The organism is Paenibacillus caui (assembly GCF_019904135.1).
Taxonomy (GTDB): domain Bacteria; phylum Bacillota; class Bacilli; order Paenibacillales; family Paenibacillaceae; genus Fontibacillus; species Fontibacillus caui.
On record NZ_JAIOGQ010000012.1, the window covers coordinates 100,427 to 119,592 of the forward strand.

The following is a 19,166-nucleotide window of genomic DNA, read 5'->3' on the forward strand; positions in this document are numbered from 1 at the left end:
AAGCAGGAGATGAGTATATGGAATCCTTGGGAGAACTGCTGTCCCAAATGAAAAGTCCGCAGATAAAGGCACGCTCCGAACGAATTATACAGGAGCTGCTTGGTGATCCTAAGGTAGCGGAGCTGCTGGCTCTCCATCCGGAGCTGGACAAAAGCCAGCTTACGCTCCACTTGGGCAAGCTGCACCAATATGTGAAAGACAGCAGAAACTGCGCGGCGTGCCCGGGGCTGGAACGCTGTCCCAATGATTTTCAGGGTCATTATACGAGGCTGACGGTGGAAACGGTCACTGCCGCACCGCAGCTGTACGAACGAAAGGTTCCCTGCGCGAAGCAGCTTGCTTATGAGCATGAAACCGAAGTGAAGAACCGGGTGCGGAGCTTTTATGTGGATGAACGGGCGCTGAGCGAAGGTTATAATGTTGTGGAAATCATGGCCAGAGATATGGGGCGGGCTCCGGCCGTCGGTCAAGTTGTTCAATATATAAGCGATGCCAGAGAAAAGGGACTCCCAAACAAGGGGCTTTATCTGGTCGGTCATTTCGGCACAGGCAAAACGTTTCTCATGTCCTATTTGCTGCATGAGCTTGCTGAATTCGGATATACCGGCGTCATTGTCTACATGCCGGAGTTTGTGGAAGAGCTAAAGTTCATGATGCAGGACAACCAGAGATTGAAGGAAATGCTCGAAACGATGAAGCAGGCGGATCTGCTTATTTTTGACGATATCGGCGCTGAAAATCTGAACCCCTGGGTACGTGACCATATTCTTGGTTCCATTCTCAATTACCGGATGAACCGCCGTCCTACATTTTATACTTCAAATTACGATTTGGCCGGGCTTGAGAAGCATCTAAGCTTCACCAGCAAGGACGGGGAGGAAGCCTATAAAGGCCAGCGGCTTATGGACCGTATCGCTCCGTTCGTGGATCTCGTACCGGTCAATGGAAGCAATCAGCGGAGAGCGCGCTGAATTTTTACCCTCGATAAGGGAGCCGCTTCCCATTTCCTATTTGCTAAAAAAATGTTATAATGCAATTGTGTCCATTTCCGGACACGTCATTACTCATACAGATGAAGTTTGAGTTTGGCGGGTGCTTTTAAAGCGGCGATGAAGATTGCTGCTGCCTAAGGGCAAACTTGCAGAACCCAATACTTTTACAGGAGGGAATATACATGGCAATCGTTAATGTTTCCGATTCTACTTTCGGTACCGAAGTGGAAGGACAAGGAACGGTTCTTGTCGATTTCTGGGCGCCTTGGTGTGGACCTTGCAAAATGATCGCTCCGATCCTTGAAGAGCTCTCAGGCGAAGTAGACACCAAAATCGCGAAAGTGAACGTGGACGAAAATCCGGAATCCGCATCCCGTTTCGGGGTTATGAGCATTCCGACTTTGATCCTGTTCAAGGATGGTCAACCGGTTGACAAAGTTGTCGGAGTTAACTCCAAAGATGCTTTGAAGAACCTTATTGGCAAACACCAATAATAGATATTGCCCATCTAACGCCTCCGGCTGCCGGAGGCGTTTTCTTCGAGTGATGCCATATTCCATGCGGAGAGGAGACGGAGCGTGGATTCATTTATAGATGAATTGCAGGAGCAGGAGAAAGCGCTGGAGGCCATCCGCCACAAGCTGGCTCTGCTGCCCGATCTGCCGGGCTGCTACCTGATGAAGAACAAGGAAGGCACCATCATTTATGTAGGAAAAGCGAAAATATTGAAAAACCGGGTACGGTCCTATTTTACAGGCAGTCATGACGGCAAAACCCAGCGGCTCGTTTCCGAGATTCGGGATTTCGAATATATCGTCACAGGCAGCAATAAGGAAGCGTTGATTCTGGAGTGCAACCTGATCAAGGCGCACCACCCTCGCTTCAACGTATTGCTTAAGGATGACAAAACTTTTCCATATATCAAAATAACGAATGAAGCCCATCCGCGGCTGGAGGTGACCCGGCGGATCGTGAAGGACAAGGCCAAGTATTTCGGGCCCTATCCGAACGCCTATGCGGCCCAGCAGACAAAGAAGCTGCTTGATCGGATGTATCCGCTGCGCAAATGCAATGTGATGCCGAAGGAAGTCTGCCTTTATTACCATATGGGGCAGTGTATGGCCCCTTGTGTTCAGGAAGTTGGGAAGACAACCTACGAAGAAATTACCCAGGAAATTACCCGTTTTCTAAGCGGGGGTCATGAGGAGATCAAGAAAGAGCTGCAGCACAAGATGGAAGAGGCGGCCGAGGATCTGAACTTCGAGCGGGCCAAGGAGCTTCGCGATCAAATTATCAATATCGATGCCTTGATGGAGAAGCAGAAGATTACGATGGCCGACTCCCGGGATCGCGACGTTTTTGGCTTTGCCGTCGACAAAGGCTGGATGTGCGTGCAGATTTTATATATGCGCCAGGGAAAAATGATTGAACGGCATGCCTCGAGCTTCCCGTTCTACGGGGACGCCTACGGCGACTTTTTGTCTTATGTGACGCAGTATTACAGCGACAACCCGGCTCTGCCGCAGGAAATTTTGCTGCCGGGTGAAGGCGTAACTTCAGAGCCGGCCGATTCCGGGCAAGAGCCTCCTGCGGCCGGAGAGCCGGAGGCCGGGAATACTGCGACTGCGGCTCACGATACGGCTGAAGGTTTAGCTTCAGGCGACAAACCTGCAGCTGACGGAGCGGCAGAAGCCGTGGAGGAGGGCGCCGTGGAGGACGCGAGCGGGGCCGCATCCTTGCAGGAGTGGCTCGGCGTCAAGGTGCTGCTGCCGAAGCGCGGGCTGAAGCGCCAGATGGTCAAGATGGCGACCGACAATGCGCGCGTTGCCCTCGACGAGAAATTCCGGCTCATCGCCCGTGACGAGGAAAGAACGTCCAAGGCAGCAGACAATCTCGGCCGGCACATTGGCCTGGATTCCGTCCGTCGCATCGAGGCGTTCGACAATTCGAACATTCAGGGCGCCAATCCGGTTTCGGCCATGATCGTCTTTACGGATGGCAAGCCGGACAAGAAGGAGTACCGCAAATACAAGATCAAGACGGTTCAGGGACCGGACGATTACGAGTCGATGCGCGAGGTCGTTCGCCGCCGTTATGAGCGGGTGCTGAAGGAAAATTTGCAGCTGCCCGATCTGATCGTGGTTGATGGCGGCAAAGGGCAGATTTCTGCAGCGATCGATGTGCTGGAGAATGAGCTGGGGCTGTTTATTCCGGTTTGCGGGCTGGTCAAAGATGCCAAGCATAAAACTGCCCAGCTTATGATAGGCGATCCGCCGGAGCCGGTCGATCTGCCTCGGGACAGCCAGGAGTTTTATTTGCTCCAGCGGATTCAGGAGGAAGTTCACCGGTTTGCGATTTCCTTCCACCGCGACCAGCGGGGCAAGTCGATGGTAACGTCGAAGCTGGACTCCATTCCGGGCATCGGGGAGAAGCGGCGCAAACTGCTGCTCAAGCACTTCGGTTCGATCAAAAAAATGAAAGAGGCCTCAGTCGAAGACTTTCGGCCTCTTTCGATCGGCGATAAGCTTGCCGCACGGATTATCGAAGCGTTAAATGAAGAGGAGCCGTCGTAAAGACGGCTCCTCTTCATTTAAAGGCACTCGGGGTCAGTCCGTTATGGAAGCAAGCCCTTCGACATAATTATCGTTTCGCGGGGACGCCGGGCGTTCACGGCCGGGCGGATTGAACCGCTGAATAACATAACCGACGACGGCAGGCAAAGCGAAGGTGACGATGCCGATCGTGATATTCAGGGCTCCGCCCATCAGGATCAGACTGAGGCCCATCAGAATGCTGTCAAAGATCACATGGGCAAACATGGCAGCGATATAACCGTGGCGGAGGAAAATATAACTGAACAGAAGTCCGATGAACGTCAGCTCAATCGGTCTTGAGATGACAGGATAAATCGGATACAGCGTATGTCCCAGCGCCCAGATGAACGTCGTAATGAGGCAGGCGACGAAGGTGCTGCGCACGATTTTTTTGAGCATCGGGATGCCGAACAGCCGGTAAACGGCTTCCTCTCCGATGCCCGCCATCCAGGCCATCAGCGGGAACAGCCACGGATAGACCATGTTGTAAGGCGACTGGGTTTCATCGGTCGTCGACCAGGTATGAATCGTCAGGCCAAGGACAATATAAATGACCGATTGAATACCGAGCAGAATGAGCGCCCAGGCGTAGCCGTTGATCGCGCTTTGCAGCACATGGCTTCCATACCCCGGATCGCGGGACCGCAACCACATATTCGAGCCTTTCACCTTCCATAGGCCATCCCCTCCGACCAGGGAGAAATAGATCGATGCGGCCATCACCAGCGTGGTGATCATCTGAAAGACGAGAGCAAAGGTCAGAGCCCCTCCGCTTAAGCCCTCTGCCTCAAAGGCAGGCATCATATTGAGCGTGCTGGCCACATTGATAAACAAATAGAATAAGCTCAGAAAAATGCCGCGTTTAAAGGAAGCGTAAGGCCGCGTTCTGGCGCTGTATACGATGGCCAGAATGCCGAGAATGAAGGTGAGCAGTCCGTATCCGGCCATGGTAAGCCAAGTCGCAAGCCGGGTCTGGCTGTTAATGTAATCGGTATGCGCCTGCGGAACGCTGAAGCGTGATTCGAGGGAAGATACCTCCCCGTATTCAAAATGAAACTTAAGCTGCCCCTTTGTGTCCCCTAAGGTATAACCTTTAACGTTATACGTTAAACCTATATCACTGGAGGTGTCCAGCGACAGCTGATCCGGATTAAACCCGAGCGCTTTCACGTAAGGAGCGGCGAGCTCTTCTTTTTCATCGGCAGTTATGCTGCCTTCCAGATCCTTTATCTTGGAACTTCCATCATCCTTCTTCAATAAATCGTCTTTCACGCGGATATTCCACAATTCGCCCGCATCAAATCCGACGACATTGCCTTCTTTCATATTGATTTCGATATTCAAAGCGTCAAGATGCGAATCCGGGTGCTTGAACTGAACCCGAAATCTTTCCGTAGGAAACTGCTTTGCATATTTCCGGTTATATTCGGCAAGCAGATTTTCCTTGGACAAATAACCGTAAAGATCCGACTGAGTAGTATATGTAACGGCAGCATTCTCCTTCGGTATGTTCGAAATCCCCAGCGTATTCGCGGCGAAATCGGCCGCTGTTTGCACAGCCTGTTCCTTGCTGATCGAGCTGCCGGAGTCCGGCGACTCCGAGCTTGTCATCGGCAGCACCTGTACAATCACAAACAGAACAAGACCGAGCAAGGCCAGACTCCATAGCACTTTTGGTTTCAAAAAGACAACTCCTTTAATAATGTTCTTTAAAAGTAACATAACATAAATGCGGCGATGCTTTCCAGAAAGACCTGACATGACCCAAGGCTTGCGGGCCCGAAAATGGACAGCAAAATAAAACCGGAGCATGCTTGATTAGCCTATATTATACTACTGCATGGCGAAGGGGATTCCGGATTCGGTCAAATATTTTGTGATTCACCGAAATAAAGCTTATAATCCTTGTTATATGATTGCATAAGGGGAATGACCATTGTTATGAAAAATCAGCAGTTTGCCATAATTGGTTTGGGCCGTTTCGGTTCAAGCCTTGCTCTTGAGCTCATGGATTTGGGCTATGAAGTGCTCGGAATTGATCGGGACGAGGAAGTCGTCGGGAATATGAGCAATTTTCTGACTCATACCGTGGTTGCAGATGCGACGGATGAGGACGTGCTGCGTTCGCTCGGGATCCGGAATTTTGATTGCGGCATCGTGGCAATCGGCGAAGATATGCAGGTCAGTATTTTGGCGGCGATTTTGCTGAAAGAGCTGGGAATGAAGCAGGTCGTCGCCAAAGCGGTGTCCGTGCTGCATGGCCGGGCGCTCGAGAAGCTTGGCGTGGACCGGGTTATTTTTCCGGAGCGGGATATGGGTATCCGGGTGGCCCACCAGCTGGTCACACCGAATCTGCTGGATTACATTGAATTGTCGAAAGACTACAGCATTGTGGAGTTGACCGTGCCGGCGGCTCTGGATGGCAAAACGATCAGCGATCTTGAACTCCGGTCGCGGTTCGGCTGCAGCATTGTTGCGCTGCAAAAGCTGAACGGCTGCATTGTTGCGCCGACTTCGATGGATCGGCTAACCTCGAATGATATCATGGTCATCATCGGGACCAATGAAAGCATACACGAATTCGAAAGTTCCCTTGATGAATATGAGGAAGGCCAATAAATTCGGTATTGTATTGAAAAGGCAATCATCCTACGGAAAGCCTGCAGGACAAGCACCTCTGGCGGCTGCTTTGTCCAAGGGCTGCCCGTTCCACGGCTGAAGCTTTATTTGGCCGGAAAAGACAGGCTGCTCCGGAACAGATCCTTGATTTCTGCTGCCCATTCCTGGGTCTGGGCCCCGGTGTCGGTTTTATGGGGATAGATCAGGCAGGTGGCGCGCCGGGTCTCCTCGAGCTCCTTCAGGTGTACGGAGACCAGATCATTGTCGCGCAGCAGCTGCGGGCGCAAATACGATCTCGGCAGCAGCGCGGCCGCCTTGCAGATGGGAAGCAGCCGGACAATGGCTTCGAAAGAATCGATCTCCATCCGAGTGTCGGGAATCACGGCGTATTTGCCGACGAGTTCATCCACCAGCCTGCGGTACCAGGTTCCTTTGGAGAAAGTGATCATCGGCAGGCCGTTCAGGCTCTCCATGGAGGCTGTTTTGCCCTCCAGACCCAGCTCGTGCTGGCGGGGAACGACCAGCTCCAGATGGTCCTGAAACAGCGGAACGCACTGCAGTCCCGGTTCGGCAATGGAGGAGGCGATGACGCCGAGATCGATTTTGCTGTCTTTGACCTGGGATACGATTTCATGTGTTTTCCCGGTGACGAGCTTAAGCTCCGTGTCGGGGTATTTGTTCATAAGCGCCTCGACAAGCGGAGGCAGCGTTGTCTGGATCGTTGTCAGGCTGGCGCCAAGCGTCACGATCGTGCGGGCTGCCATTTTGTAGCGGGAGATGGATTGCATGAACTGATGATGGCGCCGCCGCTGCTCCATGGCATACGTATAGGCCGCCTGGCCCGTTTCGGTGAGTTCGAGCCGTTTTCCTTTACGATAAAAGAGGGCAACGCCAAAATCCTCCTCCAGCTTCGCGATTTTGCGGGAAAGGGCGGGCTGAGACAAATTTAATAGCTTTGACGCCTTGTTCAAGCTGGACTGCTCCACTACCGTTGTGAATACCAGCAAATCCTCAAACATGACAGCGCTTCCTTTCCTATTTTTACAAACCTGTTCCATTTGCTTATTCGATAATCGCATAACATTTAATAAATATATTGCAATTCCATTATAAGATAAAAAAGAGTAACATTGAAGGCGACACAAGTTGTTCACATCTTATGTTATGACAGAGAGCGACCGGCGTATGGTCAAACCAAAATGCACTTTGACGCCTTGCCGCGATTTGAATCGAATTAAAGTGTAAACGCCATCATCGGCAAAGACGGAACGGAAAGGGGTATGCGGATTTATGAAAGGGTTTTATTCCAGAAAACTGCACTCGCTGCTGGGTGTCATTCCGTTAGGTTTTTTTATTCTGGAACATATGATCACCAATTTTTCGGCGGTGGAAGGAGGCGAGCAGGGCTTCAAAGACAGCGTGGTTTGGATCAACAGCCTGCCGCTGGTGCTCATCCTTGAGATTTTCGGCATCTGGCTGCCGCTGCTTTATCATGGTGTATACGGGACTTATATAGCTCTTCAGGCCAAGCCGAATAACGGGCGCTTCAGACATGAACGCAACCTCAGATATCTGCTGCAGAGGGTAACCGGCGTCATAGCCCTTTTCTTCATCGGCTGGCACATCTGGGAGACGCGCGTTCAGGTTGCGCTCGGCAATGTAACGCATGAGGAGCTTGGCGGACTCATCCATGATATCGTTTCCCAGCCCGTATTCTTTATGATCTATTTGATCAGCGTACTGGCGGTTTCCTTCCATTTCACCAACGGGCTTTGGTCGTTTATGGTCAGCTGGGGAATCACGATTGGACCGCGGGCACAGCGGGTTTCTTCCTATATCTGCATGGGACTTTTCGTTATAGTGGCGGTCATGTTCACCTGGTCGCTGTTCGTATTCCGGGGTATGGAATTTGAGGCAAGCGGCACAGCCATGCTGCACACGCTGAAGACAGTCATAGGATAAGGAGTGACAATCAATATGGCAAATCAAGGCATCATTGTCGTAGGCGGCGGTCTCGCAGGCCTGATGGCGACGATTAAAGCGGCCGAGGCAGGCGTTCCTGTATCGCTGTTCTCGCTCGTTCCCGTAAAGCGTTCGCATTCGGTTTGCGCCCAGGGCGGCATCAACGGCGCCGTAAATACGAAAGGGGAAGGGGATTCTCCCTGGGAGCATTTTGACGATACGGTATATGGCGGGGATTTCCTGGCGAATCAGCCTCCGGTCAAGGCGATGTGCGAGGCGGCTCCCGGCATCATCCACCTGATGGACCGCATGGGCGTCATGTTCAACCGTACGCCGGAAGGGCTGCTCGATTTTCGCCGTTTCGGCGGCACGAAGCACCACCGTACGGCGTTTGCGGGGGCCACGACCGGACAGCAGCTTCTGTACGCCCTGGACGAACAGGTGCGCCGCTATGAAGCGGCAGGGCTCGTAACGAAGTACGAAACGTGGGAATTTTTAAGCGCGGTGATGGATGATGAAGGCATTTGCCGCGGCATATGCGCCCAAAATCTCCGTTCAATGGAGATTACATCGTTTGCCGCAGACGCGACGATTCTCGCCACAGGCGGACCCGGCATCATTTTCGGAAAAACGACCAACTCCGTAATCAACACCGGTACGGCGGCAAGCGCGGTTTATCAGCAGGGCGTGCATTACGCCAACGGCGAATTCATTCAGATTCACCCGACGGCGATTCCGGGGGATGACAAGCTGCGCTTGATGTCCGAATCGGCGCGCGGCGAAGGCGGGCGGATCTGGACCTACAAGGACGGCAAACCCTGGTACTTCCTTGAGGAAAAATATCCGGCCTACGGCAACCTCGTTCCCCGGGATATTGCCACCCGCGAAATTTTCCACGTCTGCGTCGATATGAAGCTGGGCATTAACGGCGAGAACATGGTTTACCTGGATCTCTCGCACAAAGATCCGAAGGAGCTTGACGTGAAGCTCGGCGGCATTATCGAAATTTATGAGAAATTTATGGGAGACGATCCGCGCAAAATTCCGATGAAGATTTTCCCGGCCGTGCATTATTCGATGGGCGGCATGTGGGTGGATTTCAACCAGATGACCAATGTTCCCGGCCTGTTCGCCGCCGGAGAATGCGAATATCAATATCACGGAGCGAACCGCCTTGGCGCCAATTCGCTTGTTTCTGCGATCTACGGCGGCATGGTTGCAGGGCCGAAGGCGATCGAATATATACGCGGCCTGAAGAAGTCCTCAGGCGATGTATCCCCTGCTGTGTTTGAGGCCTCGAAGAAGGCTCAGGAGCAAAAGTACGAGCGGCTGCTGGCGATGAACGGAACCGAGAACGCTTATGTTATTCATAAGGAGCTTGGCCAGTGGATGACCGACAACATGACGGTCGTGCGCTACAACAGCAAGCTGGAAGCGACCATAGGCAAAATAAAAGAGCTGAAGGAGCGCTATCTGCGCATCAATATCAATGATTCGTCCCGCTGGAACAATACCGGGGCGTCCTTCACCCGCCAGCTGTGGAACATGCTGGAGCTGGCCGAGGCGATGACGCTCGGGGCGCTGCTTCGCAACGAGAGCCGCGGCGCTCATTACAAGCCGGACTATCCTAAGCGAAACGACGAGGAATTTCTGAAGACGACGAAGGCAAAATGGACCTCGGACGGGCCGCAAATTTCTTATGAAGATGTGGACGTATCGTTGATACCTCCCCGGATCCGGGATTATTCCAAGGATAAGTAAAGGTTTCATGTTAAGGGGAGAGAGGGCCTCATCATCAAGCTGCCTGGAAAAATCGCGAATAATACGCTAGGAGGGAAAGGCAATGGCCGAAATTACGACCGCCGCCAAAAAGGTGAAATTGATCGTCACGCGCCAGGATGCGCCGGAATCGGCACCCTATACCGAGGAATTCGAGCTGAACTATCGGCCTGGCATGAATGTCATAAGCGCGCTTATGGAGATTCAGCGCAACCCCGTCAATGCCAAAGGAGACCATACGGTGCCGGTATGCTGGGAATTCAACTGCCTGGAGGAAGTGTGCGGCGCATGCTCCATGGTGATTAACGGCAAGCCGCGGCAGGCCTGCGCGGCGCTGGTGGATAAGCTGGAACAGCCGATCCGCATTGAACCGATGAAGACATTCCCGGTTGTCCGGGATCTGATCATTGACCGCAGCCGTATGTTTAATGCGCTGAAACGGGTCAAGGCATGGATTCCGATCGACGGCACTTATGATCTTGGACCCGGGCCTAGAATGCCCGAGAAGAAGCGTCAATGGGCCTATGAATTGTCCAAATGCATGACATGCGGAGTGTGTCTGGAAGCATGCCCGAACGTGAATGAAAAGACCAACTTTATCGGTCCGGCCGCTATTTCACAGGTGCGGCTGTTCAATGCGCATCCGACCGGCGAAATGAACGCCGAAGAACGTCTGGAAGCCCTGATGGAAGACGGGGGCATCGAAGGCTGCGGCAACTCCCAAAACTGCGTTCGGGCCTGTCCCAAGGGCATTCCGCTTACGACTTCGATTGCGGAAATGAACAAGCAGACGACCAAGCATATGTTCAAGCGCTGGCTCACAAGCTGACTTAAGCTGATCGCGGCTTATCGCTTAGTCCAATCAATTTTCGCTACCCTTGAATGAATTAGGAAGGAGCATGTCATGATGAAGTCCCGTAAGGCTGAGCTTGTCCAAAAGTTTCCTTCGCTTCAGAGTGACCGTCTGCTGCTGCGCAAGGTGCTGCCCGAGGACGGAGATCCCTTGTACCGGATGTTAAACGATCCGAAAGTGAGCAGGCACATTTCATTCCGCCCGGAAACTTTAAGTTTTCCCGAGCGTTTGAACCGTTATTTCGAAGATTGCAATTATACATTAAGCTCGTTGCATTTTGCAATTGTGCTGCAGGAGGATAGGACTTTTACTTTTGCCGGCTTGTGCTCGTATCAGCACTGGAATGAGAAAAGGGGCAGCGCAAGCATGGGGTACATGGTCCTGCCGGAATACTGGAACCGGGGAATCGCGACCGAAGCGGCTCGCCTGCTGTTGTCTTTCGGTTTTGACGATCTTGAGTTAAAGGCGGTTTACGCATCGTGCGTTTCAGATAACGCTCCTTCGCAGCGAGTGCTGATCAAATGCGGTTTTGAACCGGCGGACAAGGATAGGGATGGTATCGGGTTTCCTAAACGGGAAAAGCGGCTTGGCTCGAGTTATGTAATGACAGCCGAGAAGAGGAAAAAATCTGAAGAGGGGTATACTTTGTTACACAAATGAAATATTACTGTGATTTTATCCTAACAGAAAGCGGGTAATATGAAGACATGACCCCCTTTTGAATATATATATCTGCTTTTGGAATCCGGAAGTTTCCGGGTTCTCTTTTTTTTGTGTATAAACCGTTCCGGGACAATAAAAAAAGAGCCGCAAAGCGGCTTTAAGTTTATAGAGGCACGGTTTGTTTCTGCTTTTGCTTGAAATAGACCCAATGCGTAAACCCGATCTCCTTGAGTCTTGCCGCTACCTCTTCCCATTCATCGGCTACCCGCGACGGCACATGGGCATCGGAACCAAACGTAACCTCGACGCCATAATGCAGAGCCCGTTCCAGAATATCATCGGAAGGATACCAGCCGCCGCTCAGCTTCGTTTTGCCTGAGGTATTGATTTCGATAGCCGTTTTGCATTCGGCAATGGTCTGAAGCGTCTCATCGATGGCCTCGGCTGCCGGGATGTCTGTGAAGCGCGGATAATTTCCCTTCATCGCATCGATGTGGCCCAGAATCTGGAACATGCCACTGCGCGCGGATTGCCGGATCAGATCGTAGTAATTTTTCTTGTGCAGCAGTTGTTCCGCAGAGCTCAGACCCTTCCAACGGTTTTTATTGAAAATACTGATATTATCACTGCTGTGCACGGAGCCGATAATATAATCAAAGGGATATGCGGAAAGGGCGGAGCGGTAAATTTCAGCATGCTCCGGAAAGAAGTCCGACTCGATTCCGAGCAGGACATCAATCCGGCCTTCATATTCTGCTTTCAGCTTGAGTACCTCTTCGACATAAGACTTAAGTTCCTTTTTGGCCATCGCAATTCGCGGAAACGGATGCTCTTCGGGACTGCCGAAATAAGGAGTGTGGTCGCTGATACCGATGACCTGCAGCCCTGCTGCAATGCCGGCCTCAATATAGTCCCGAATCGTTCCATCGGCATGACCGCAGCGAAAATGGTGAGTATGAAGGTCGAATTTCATTGACGTATGTCCTTTCCTTAGAAGATGGGTTATTCGGTTCCGGTAAATTTGGTTTCGGGCATTCCCTTCAAATCGCCAAGGAACTGCTGCATGGCGGAATTGATGTACCGGCTGGATTTGTAAATAACGCCGACAGGATGCGTCACTTCCAGCTCCGGAATCGGTACAATCTGCAGGGTGCCCAGCCGAAGCTCCCGGGTAATGGACTGCTTGGAAATAATGGCCGCACCGAGATTGATTTCAACCATCCGCTTGACTTCTTCGCTGCTGGACAGCTCCATCACGACATGGGCTTCTATGTTGTGTTCCTTGAACACCTGCTCCGCAAACCGGCGGCCCACCGTATCCGGAGACAGAAGAATAAGCGGAAGATCCCGCAGCATTTCGAGATTGGGGTTCTCCTCTTTAGCCAAAGGATGAAGCGGAGAAACAACGACTTCAAACGTATCATAGTACAATACGGAAGCGTGAATCTGCGGTGTGTGCTCGATCAGGTAGCCGATTCCGATATCGACAAGCCCTTGCTCCACATTCTGATAAATCTGGGAGGAGGGCATGGATTGGATGGTTGTTTTGATCAGCGGGAACTGATCCTGAAAATAGGAAAGAATCCGCGGCAGAATCTGTATGGCGATCGAAGTCGTTGTTCCCAGTACGATGTGTCCTTGGGGAGTCTGCTCCATATCGGACAGCTTCTGCTTGAGTTCTTCGACAATATCCAGTATTCGTTCTGCCTGCTCTAAAAATACCTGCCCGCGATCCGTAAGGGTGACCGGCTGGTTCCGATCGACAAGCACGGTTTTGAATTCATCCTCCAGGCTTTTAATTTGAGCTGAAACAGCCGGTTGGGTCAGGTTCAACAGTTCACCGGCCTTGCGAAAGCTTTTCGTTTTGGAGATCGTAATCAAAGTTTCCAACTGGCTGATGTTCATTTTATCCCTCCTTGCAAGTCGCTATGAAGCTAAACAGAATGGTCCGAACCTGCGTCAGCATTTTCATTTATTATAGGGGATTAGTCCGGGGCGGGCAATGGTACAGAAAACGGAAGGTCGGTTGATTCGGAACGAATGTTGCATGGGGGGGACAAGCCAAGGGCTTTTGGCGTGTTTTGCCCGAATTTTAATGATTTATTTGTAGGGATAAAGTATAATCAAAATAATCTATAACGGGACTTGGGATACAATTCGTTTAATTCCAAGTGAAAAGGGGCGCATTTTACGTGAAAGCAGAAGTGATTAATCCTTTTTTGGAATCTGCAAGGCTTGTACTGGAACAGGTCATTCAGGTTTCGCCTTCCACAGGAAGTCTTGGCGTAAAGGAAATTGCCCCGATTGAAAATCATATTTGGATTCAGGTCGGGATGACAGGGGAGTTCAGCGGCAATGTAGTGTTTGGCCTTAAGGAACAGGTGGCGCTGCGAATCGTGTCCGTGATGATGGGCGGATTTATGCTGACGGAGCTGGATGAAATGGGACAAAGCGCGATATCCGAGCTGGGCAATATGATCAGCGGGAATGCAAGTACGATTTTGTCAAACCAGGGGTATTCGGTCGATATTACGCCGCCCAAGGTCATAAAGTCTGAATCGAACGAGCACCCCCGTAAGGTACTTTGTATTCCGTTGGTTATGGACGGTATCGGCGAACTGGATATCCAGGTCATGATCTCTTAAAATAGATTCTGCAAACAAGGCGGCGAAAGAGCGGGGGTTCTTGGACGGAAACGCTGCCGTTATAGCGGAAAGGATGCGGGAGAATGCTCATGGATCAGGTGATTGTCATCACCGGAGCTTCCAGCGGAATCGGAGCCGAGATGGCTCGCCAGCTGTCAAGTCAAGGCGCTTATGTAGTGCTTGCGGCCAGATCCACGGACAAGCTGAAGCAGGTCGGAGCGGGTTTGCCCGGAAAATACGATATTGCTCAGCTGGATGTGTCCTCCGAATCATCGGTGGAAAGGACGGTAGTCAAAGTCATCCGAAGCAAGAAGACGGAAGTGGACCTTCCCTTTGTGGCAGCTTTGGGAACGAAGCTGTATCAGCTTTTTCCAAAACTCGCGGACAAGATCAGCGGCGGGCTGATTAATAATAAATAAGAAGCAGATGAGACCCAGGTGGGCGCTCCCGGATATACCGGGGGGCCTTTTTCATTTGATTTGGAGTGACAGGGAATATCGAATATAATGGTAATAATGACTTTAGTAAAAAGGATGGAAACGATGACAATTCACACATTTGCAGAACTCGGGATAGAGCAAGGCTTGACGGACCGTCTTGCCGAACATGGAATCATCCAGCCGTCACCGGTACAAATCGGAACGATCCCGGCGGTGCTGGACGGACGGGACGTGCTGGCCCAATCCCAGACGGGAACAGGGAAGACGCTTGCCTATCTGCTGCCGGTTCTGCAGCGGATCGATCCGGCGCGCAAGGTGACGCAAGCGCTGGTGCTCGCTCCTACCCAGGAGCTGGCTATGCAGATTTTGCGCGAGAGCCAGCGCTATGCGGAAGGCACCGGCATTGAAGCCCAGGCGCTGATTGGCGGGGCGGCCATCGGACGCCAGGTGGAGCGTCTGAAGCGGCATCCGCAGCTCGTAATCGGAACGCCGGGACGGATCCGCGAGCTGCTGGCCATGCGGAAGCTGAAGCTTAACGAGGCGCGCACCCTGGTCATCGATGAGGTAGACCAGCTGTTTCAGCTTGGCGGCGCTGGAGATGTGGACCAGATCCTTCGCGGAGCGCTGCGCGACCGGCAGCTTGTGTTTCTGTCGGCGACAGTCAGCCCGGAAATCCGGGAGCTGGCCGGGCGGGAGATGAAAGATGCCGTCGAAATCGGCATTGATCCGGAGCAGCGGACTTCCGCTACGCTGGAGCACCTTTATTTTGTCTGTGAACAGCGGGACAAGATTGACATGCTGCGCCGGATTATCCGGACCTTGGACGTGCCCAAGGCGCTTGTGTTCGTCAATCATACGGAATCGATCGCCGAGGTCGAAGCCAAGATGAACTACGTCGGTCTTGAAGCCGGCGCGATTTACGGAGATGCGGACAAAACAACCCGCAGCCTTGTGCTGCGCAGATTCCGGGAGGGGGAATACCGGGTTCTTGTGGCGAGCGATGTTGCTGCAAGAGGTCTTGATATTGAAAACTTAAGCCTGGTGATCAATCTCGATCCGCCGATTGACGGGGAGCATTACGTTCACAGGGCCGGGCGAACCGGGCGCATGGGGCGCAAGGGGATTGCGATTACGCTTGTGACGCCGAGGGAGACCTTCATTATCCGCAAATTTGCCGAAGAGCTCGGCGTAGATTTTGGACTGCGCGCTCTGGCGGGCGGCAAGGTAGTGACGCCAAGGCCGGACGACCGCCCGCGCAGAAGCGCTCACCCGAAGGCGTCCCGCAGTCAGGGAGCAGTTTCCCGGGAGCATGGAGCTCCGAAGACGGGAGCGGGAGCAGCTTCGGATTCGGGAGCATCCTTCCCGCATAAGCCCGTCAGAAATGTCAGGTCGGAAGCTCAGGCCGGTCAGCGGAAGCTTGACCGCCACCGCGACCGGAAAAATAAAGGGGCGCCCAAGTGGCTGAAGAATAAGCCGCCCCGTCCATAAACGGACCCTGGTCGTTCGATTCGGATAATAAATGGGAGGGAAATGTAACTTGACTCCAATGCCAGTGCTTGAAATTGAGGATTTAAGCGGGGGCTATAACCTGAACCGCCCCGTGCTGCACGATATCGGCTTGAAGGTGATGCCCGGCGAAATGGTTGGACTGATCGGTTTGAACGGAGCCGGGAAAAGTACGACGATGAAGCATATTCTGGGGCTAATGAATCCCCAGAAGGGCGAGATCCGCGTTGACGGAACAACCCGGTCGCAAAATCTGGAACAGTATCAGGGCGCTCTGGCTTTCGTCCCGGAGTCGCCGCTTCTGTATGAGGAAATGACCGTGCGGGAGCATCTGGAATTTACCGCCCGCGCCTACGGGGTAGAACGAAACCGCTATGAAGAGCGTTCGGCCGAGCTTTCCCGGATGTTCCGCATGGAGGACAAGATGGACAGCCTGTCCATCCATCTGTCCAAAGGAATGAAGCAGAAGGTCATGATCATGTGCGCTTTTGTGGCCCGGCCCAAGCTGTACATTATTGACGAGCCGTTTCTGGGTCTGGACCCGCTGGGCATCCGCTCCCTCCTCGACTTTCTGATGAAGCTCCGCAGCGAGGGAGCGTCGATTCTGCTCAGCTCGCACATTTTGTCTACGATTGAGAACTACTGCGACCGGTTTGTCGTTCTGCACCGGGGGCGTATTATCAAGCAGGGAACGCTTGATGAAATTGCCGCGGCGGCCGGCATGCCGGGACAACCGCTGGAACAAATATTCTATTCGCTTGTACAGGACGGGGAATGATCATGGATCTTAAGCAGCTTCGCAGCCGCCGAAGCGGCACGTTCTGGGGCGGGATTCTTCCTTACCTCGGTTATGTGCTGCAGAGCGGCGTAGCCTTCCTGTTCCTGTTCTGTCTCATTGCCTTTGCCGCGTGGTATACCGCCTTTATCCGGCATTTGCCCGAAGGGCTGCCCATTCGCTGGATTTCGCTTGCACTGCTTGCTCCTTTCGCCGCGGCTGGCGGCTTTCGTACATATCTTCAGCCGCCGGACACCGTTTTTCTGCTTCCGCAGGAGGCGAGGATGCGGCAGTACTTTGCACCCGCCTGGCGCGGTGCCATCATTCGAAAATATATGATTCAGGCCATTATTCTGCTAACTCTGTGGCCGCTGTATATGGCGGCCGAGCAAAGTCCCAAGCCGCTTGGCCTGACAGCTCTGCTGCTTGCCGCTTTATCGCTCCTCCTGAGCTGGGGAAGCTGGAGGGAGCTGACGCTTGTTTCGCGTCGGAGCGCCTACGGCTGCCTGCTGCTGCGCTGGGCCATAAGCTTCCTGGCGGTTGCCGCCTGGCTGTGGCATCCATCCGGCCGGGCGCTTCTGTTCATTGCAGTGCTGGCAGCGGCCTACGCGGCCGCTCTCCGGTTTCCGCCACGGTACGCCGTTCCGTGGGAAGTGCTGATTTCAGCCGAGAAGGCGCAGGCCGCCCGGGTGATGATGGTACTCGGCTGGTTTGTCGAGGTACCAGGCCGTGCGCAGCGAGTTCATACGAGACGCTGGCTTGCCCGTGCAGGGGAGCGAATCCCATGGGAGCCGCAGCAGGCTTACCGGTATCTGCTAACCAAAAGCTATGTCCGCAGCGACATGTTTATGATCATTCTGCGGGCGGGAGTTGTCGGCGCCCTTCTGGCCTGGCTCAGCGGAGGAAATATGCTGGGCAGCGCGGTTTATCTGTTTTTTGTATTTGTGATTGGCGTCCAGCTTTCCGAGCTTCGAAGGGTGCACAGCGAGTCGTTCTGGCTGAACGTGTACCCGCTTCCGCAAGGCAGCCGGAGAAGGAGCGCCGTCCGGCTTGTGTTCCGCATCCAGCTATGGGCGGCGGCGCTGATGTCGCTGGCCTTTATCCCTTCCTTGCTGGATGGACGGATAGCGGAGACGGCCCTTACGCTGGCCGGAGGGCTGGCCGTTACGGCGCTGCAGCGCGTATACGCGGGCCGGAAAGGAAAGGACGAGGAAGACGAGGACGAGGAATAAGCGACAGGAATACAGGCCGGTACATCGTTGCCCGGCCTGCAGTTCCTCATCCTCATCCTTCAGCTTTCCGATGCATTGGAAGGCGCAGGGTCAATCAGACTTAACAAATTTTGAATAGCCTCAATGACAATAGTAGCTGAAGAAATAAAAACGGATACAATATGATCGGCGTTCCCGGACAATAAAATGGTTGGTAGATTTTGTGACGTATATGCCGGAAAACTTGAAGCTCTCAGTCATCAAAGAGTATTCAGAAGCTATCCGTAAAAGCGGAACAGCAGAGTCTTTTCCAGTAAAGGCTATTAATTGGGGCTTGCATATGGGTAGAGAAAAAAGGGATGAGTTTTGGTTAGGAGGCGTCGAAATGGGCTTAAAGATGTTATTATTCCCGGTTAGAAGAGAGATTCCTCTAGTTATACTCTCATCTTTATTTGGTATTTTGACTGCTTGTTTAAATCTTTCCAGACCCATTTTATTGGGTATGATAATAGGTGAACTCACTAATGGAAACAGTAAAGGTAACTTAAGTATTCTCCAACAGGTGAGCAAGTAGAGTGCGCTTACACCGATAAAGGACTGTCATTTGTATGGCAAGAACCCTATTTTGATTGGAAAGAGAGGGTATTATTACAACATGTATAATTGTCCCGAAAGAAATCAAGCTACAAATAATGTATAGGGAGGAATGTAGGCCATTTTACTGAGTCCAAAAAAATTTATGTCAAAATCACAAATAGCGATAATCCGTGCTCGCTTGATTTTTTAATATGGTCTATTCTCCGAATTTCTCACTATTTCAAAAATAGGCGGTAATTTATCATGCGCGTACCGCGGATGCGTTGCCCTTCTCCCGGTATCTTTTATCATCTAGATATTGGGGGATTTCAGGCAAGAAAAAAGCGAGAGAGTTACCCAGAAAAGCCGGGGTTTTCTGAATCTCATCTTAGCGAAATGACGTCGAACGTGAACCTTGATATTTTGTCCGCTGCGTCCAAATGCTTCACCTACCGCTTGAAACGTGCCATTGGCAGCCGCATAGAGCAATGCGATCCGGCCTGACTCCGTCATCTGCTGGCAGGGGAGCAGCCAGCTTAGTCGCTCCATGA

The 19,166-nt window shown here is 52.5% G+C and carries 19 protein-coding genes; 15 read left to right on the plus strand and 4 right to left on the minus strand.

Going from position 1 to position 19,166, the window contains the following annotated elements:
- Nucleotides 1-17: 17 nt before the first annotated feature.
- From dnaI to uvrC, 3 genes are all read left to right on the plus strand, one after another.
- A complete protein-coding gene (dnaI, locus tag K7397_RS09240) occupies nt 18-971 on the plus strand; it encodes a primosomal protein DnaI (RefSeq protein ID WP_223067656.1) in 954 nt (317 codons plus the stop codon).
- 203 nt (nt 972-1,174) lie between these two features.
- Complete coding sequence (gene trxA, locus K7397_RS09245; protein WP_223067657.1) at nt 1,175-1,486, plus strand: thioredoxin; 312 nt, start codon at nt 1,175-1,177, stop codon at nt 1,484-1,486.
- 84 nt (nt 1,487-1,570) lie between these two features.
- Nucleotides 1,571-3,565 carry an excinuclease ABC subunit UvrC gene (gene uvrC, locus K7397_RS09250; RefSeq protein ID WP_223067658.1) on the plus strand — a complete coding sequence of 665 codons (1,995 nt, stop codon included), beginning with the start codon at nt 1,571-1,573 and terminating at the stop codon, nt 3,563-3,565.
- A gap of 33 nt (nt 3,566-3,598) precedes the next feature.
- Here uvrC and K7397_RS09255 read toward each other — a convergent pair whose 3' ends face one another.
- Nucleotides 3,599-5,269 carry a CPBP family intramembrane glutamic endopeptidase gene (locus K7397_RS09255; RefSeq protein WP_237690801.1) on the minus strand — a complete coding sequence of 557 codons (1,671 nt, stop codon included), beginning with the start codon at nt 5,267-5,269 and terminating at the stop codon, nt 3,599-3,601.
- 258 nt (nt 5,270-5,527) lie between these two features.
- Here K7397_RS09255 and K7397_RS09260 point away from each other — a divergent pair, with 258 nt between their 5' ends.
- Nucleotides 5,528-6,205, plus strand: coding sequence for a potassium channel family protein (locus K7397_RS09260; protein WP_223067660.1), 678 nt, complete (start codon nt 5,528-5,530; stop codon nt 6,203-6,205).
- 104 nt (nt 6,206-6,309) lie between these two features.
- Here the strand turns inward: K7397_RS09260 and K7397_RS09265 are convergent, their stop codons facing one another.
- A complete protein-coding gene (locus K7397_RS09265; protein WP_223067661.1) occupies nt 6,310-7,224 on the minus strand; it encodes a LysR family transcriptional regulator in 915 nt (304 codons plus the stop codon).
- A gap of 271 nt (nt 7,225-7,495) precedes the next feature.
- Between K7397_RS09265 and K7397_RS09270 the strand changes: the two genes are divergently transcribed.
- From K7397_RS09270 to K7397_RS09285, 4 genes are all read left to right on the plus strand, one after another.
- Complete coding sequence (locus K7397_RS09270) at nt 7,496-8,167, plus strand: succinate dehydrogenase cytochrome b558 subunit (RefSeq protein ID WP_223067662.1); 672 nt, start codon at nt 7,496-7,498, stop codon at nt 8,165-8,167.
- A gap of 15 nt (nt 8,168-8,182) precedes the next feature.
- Entirely contained in the window at nt 8,183-9,928 is a 1,746-nt protein-coding gene (gene sdhA, locus K7397_RS09275) for a succinate dehydrogenase flavoprotein subunit (RefSeq protein WP_223067663.1), read from the plus strand.
- A gap of 82 nt (nt 9,929-10,010) precedes the next feature.
- Nucleotides 10,011-10,775: a succinate dehydrogenase iron-sulfur subunit gene (gene sdhB / locus K7397_RS09280; protein ID WP_223067664.1), complete on the plus strand. Its 765-nt coding sequence runs from the start codon at nt 10,011-10,013 to the stop codon at nt 10,773-10,775.
- Nucleotides 10,776-10,850: 75 nt separating this feature from the next.
- Nucleotides 10,851-11,459, plus strand: a complete 609-nt coding sequence (locus tag K7397_RS09285; protein WP_223067665.1) for a GNAT family N-acetyltransferase — start codon at nt 10,851-10,853, stop codon at nt 11,457-11,459.
- Nucleotides 11,460-11,625: 166 nt separating this feature from the next.
- Here the strand turns inward: K7397_RS09285 and K7397_RS09290 are convergent, their stop codons facing one another.
- Both K7397_RS09290 and K7397_RS09295 read right to left on the minus strand, forming a co-directional pair.
- Entirely contained in the window at nt 11,626-12,435 is an 810-nt protein-coding gene (locus K7397_RS09290) for a histidinol-phosphatase (protein WP_223067666.1), read from the minus strand.
- A 29-nt stretch (nt 12,436-12,464) separates the two neighbouring features.
- Nucleotides 12,465-13,367, minus strand: a complete 903-nt coding sequence (locus tag K7397_RS09295; RefSeq protein WP_223067667.1) for a LysR family transcriptional regulator — start codon at nt 13,365-13,367, stop codon at nt 12,465-12,467.
- Between the two features lie 287 nt (nt 13,368-13,654).
- Here K7397_RS09295 and K7397_RS09300 point away from each other — a divergent pair, with 287 nt between their 5' ends.
- The 7 genes from K7397_RS09300 (at nt 13,655) to K7397_RS09330 (ending at nt 19,119) form a co-directional block, all read left to right on the plus strand.
- Nucleotides 13,655-14,107, plus strand: a complete 453-nt coding sequence (locus tag K7397_RS09300; RefSeq protein ID WP_223067668.1) for a chemotaxis protein CheX — start codon at nt 13,655-13,657, stop codon at nt 14,105-14,107.
- 89 nt (nt 14,108-14,196) lie between these two features.
- A complete protein-coding gene (locus tag K7397_RS09305) occupies nt 14,197-14,526 on the plus strand; it encodes an SDR family NAD(P)-dependent oxidoreductase (protein WP_223067669.1) in 330 nt (109 codons plus the stop codon).
- Nucleotides 14,527-14,649: 123 nt separating this feature from the next.
- The gene (locus tag K7397_RS09310; protein ID WP_223067670.1) at nt 14,650-16,035 is read left to right on the plus strand and encodes a DEAD/DEAH box helicase; all 1,386 of its coding nucleotides are present in this window, start codon (nt 14,650-14,652) and stop codon (nt 16,033-16,035) included.
- A gap of 49 nt (nt 16,036-16,084) precedes the next feature.
- Nucleotides 16,085-16,831 (plus strand): ABC transporter ATP-binding protein, encoded by a 747-nt coding sequence (locus K7397_RS09315; protein WP_273545593.1) that lies wholly within the window; start codon nt 16,085-16,087, stop codon nt 16,829-16,831.
- 2 nt (nt 16,832-16,833) lie between these two features.
- Complete coding sequence (locus K7397_RS09320) at nt 16,834-18,060, plus strand: ABC transporter permease (protein ID WP_223067672.1); 1,227 nt, start codon at nt 16,834-16,836, stop codon at nt 18,058-18,060.
- Nucleotides 18,061-18,250: 190 nt separating this feature from the next.
- Nucleotides 18,251-18,613, plus strand: coding sequence for a hypothetical protein (locus tag K7397_RS09325; RefSeq protein ID WP_223067673.1), 363 nt, complete (start codon nt 18,251-18,253; stop codon nt 18,611-18,613).
- 266 nt (nt 18,614-18,879) lie between these two features.
- Nucleotides 18,880-19,119, plus strand: coding sequence for a hypothetical protein (locus tag K7397_RS09330; RefSeq protein ID WP_223067674.1), 240 nt, complete (start codon nt 18,880-18,882; stop codon nt 19,117-19,119).
- Nucleotides 19,120-19,166: the final 47 nt, after the last annotated feature.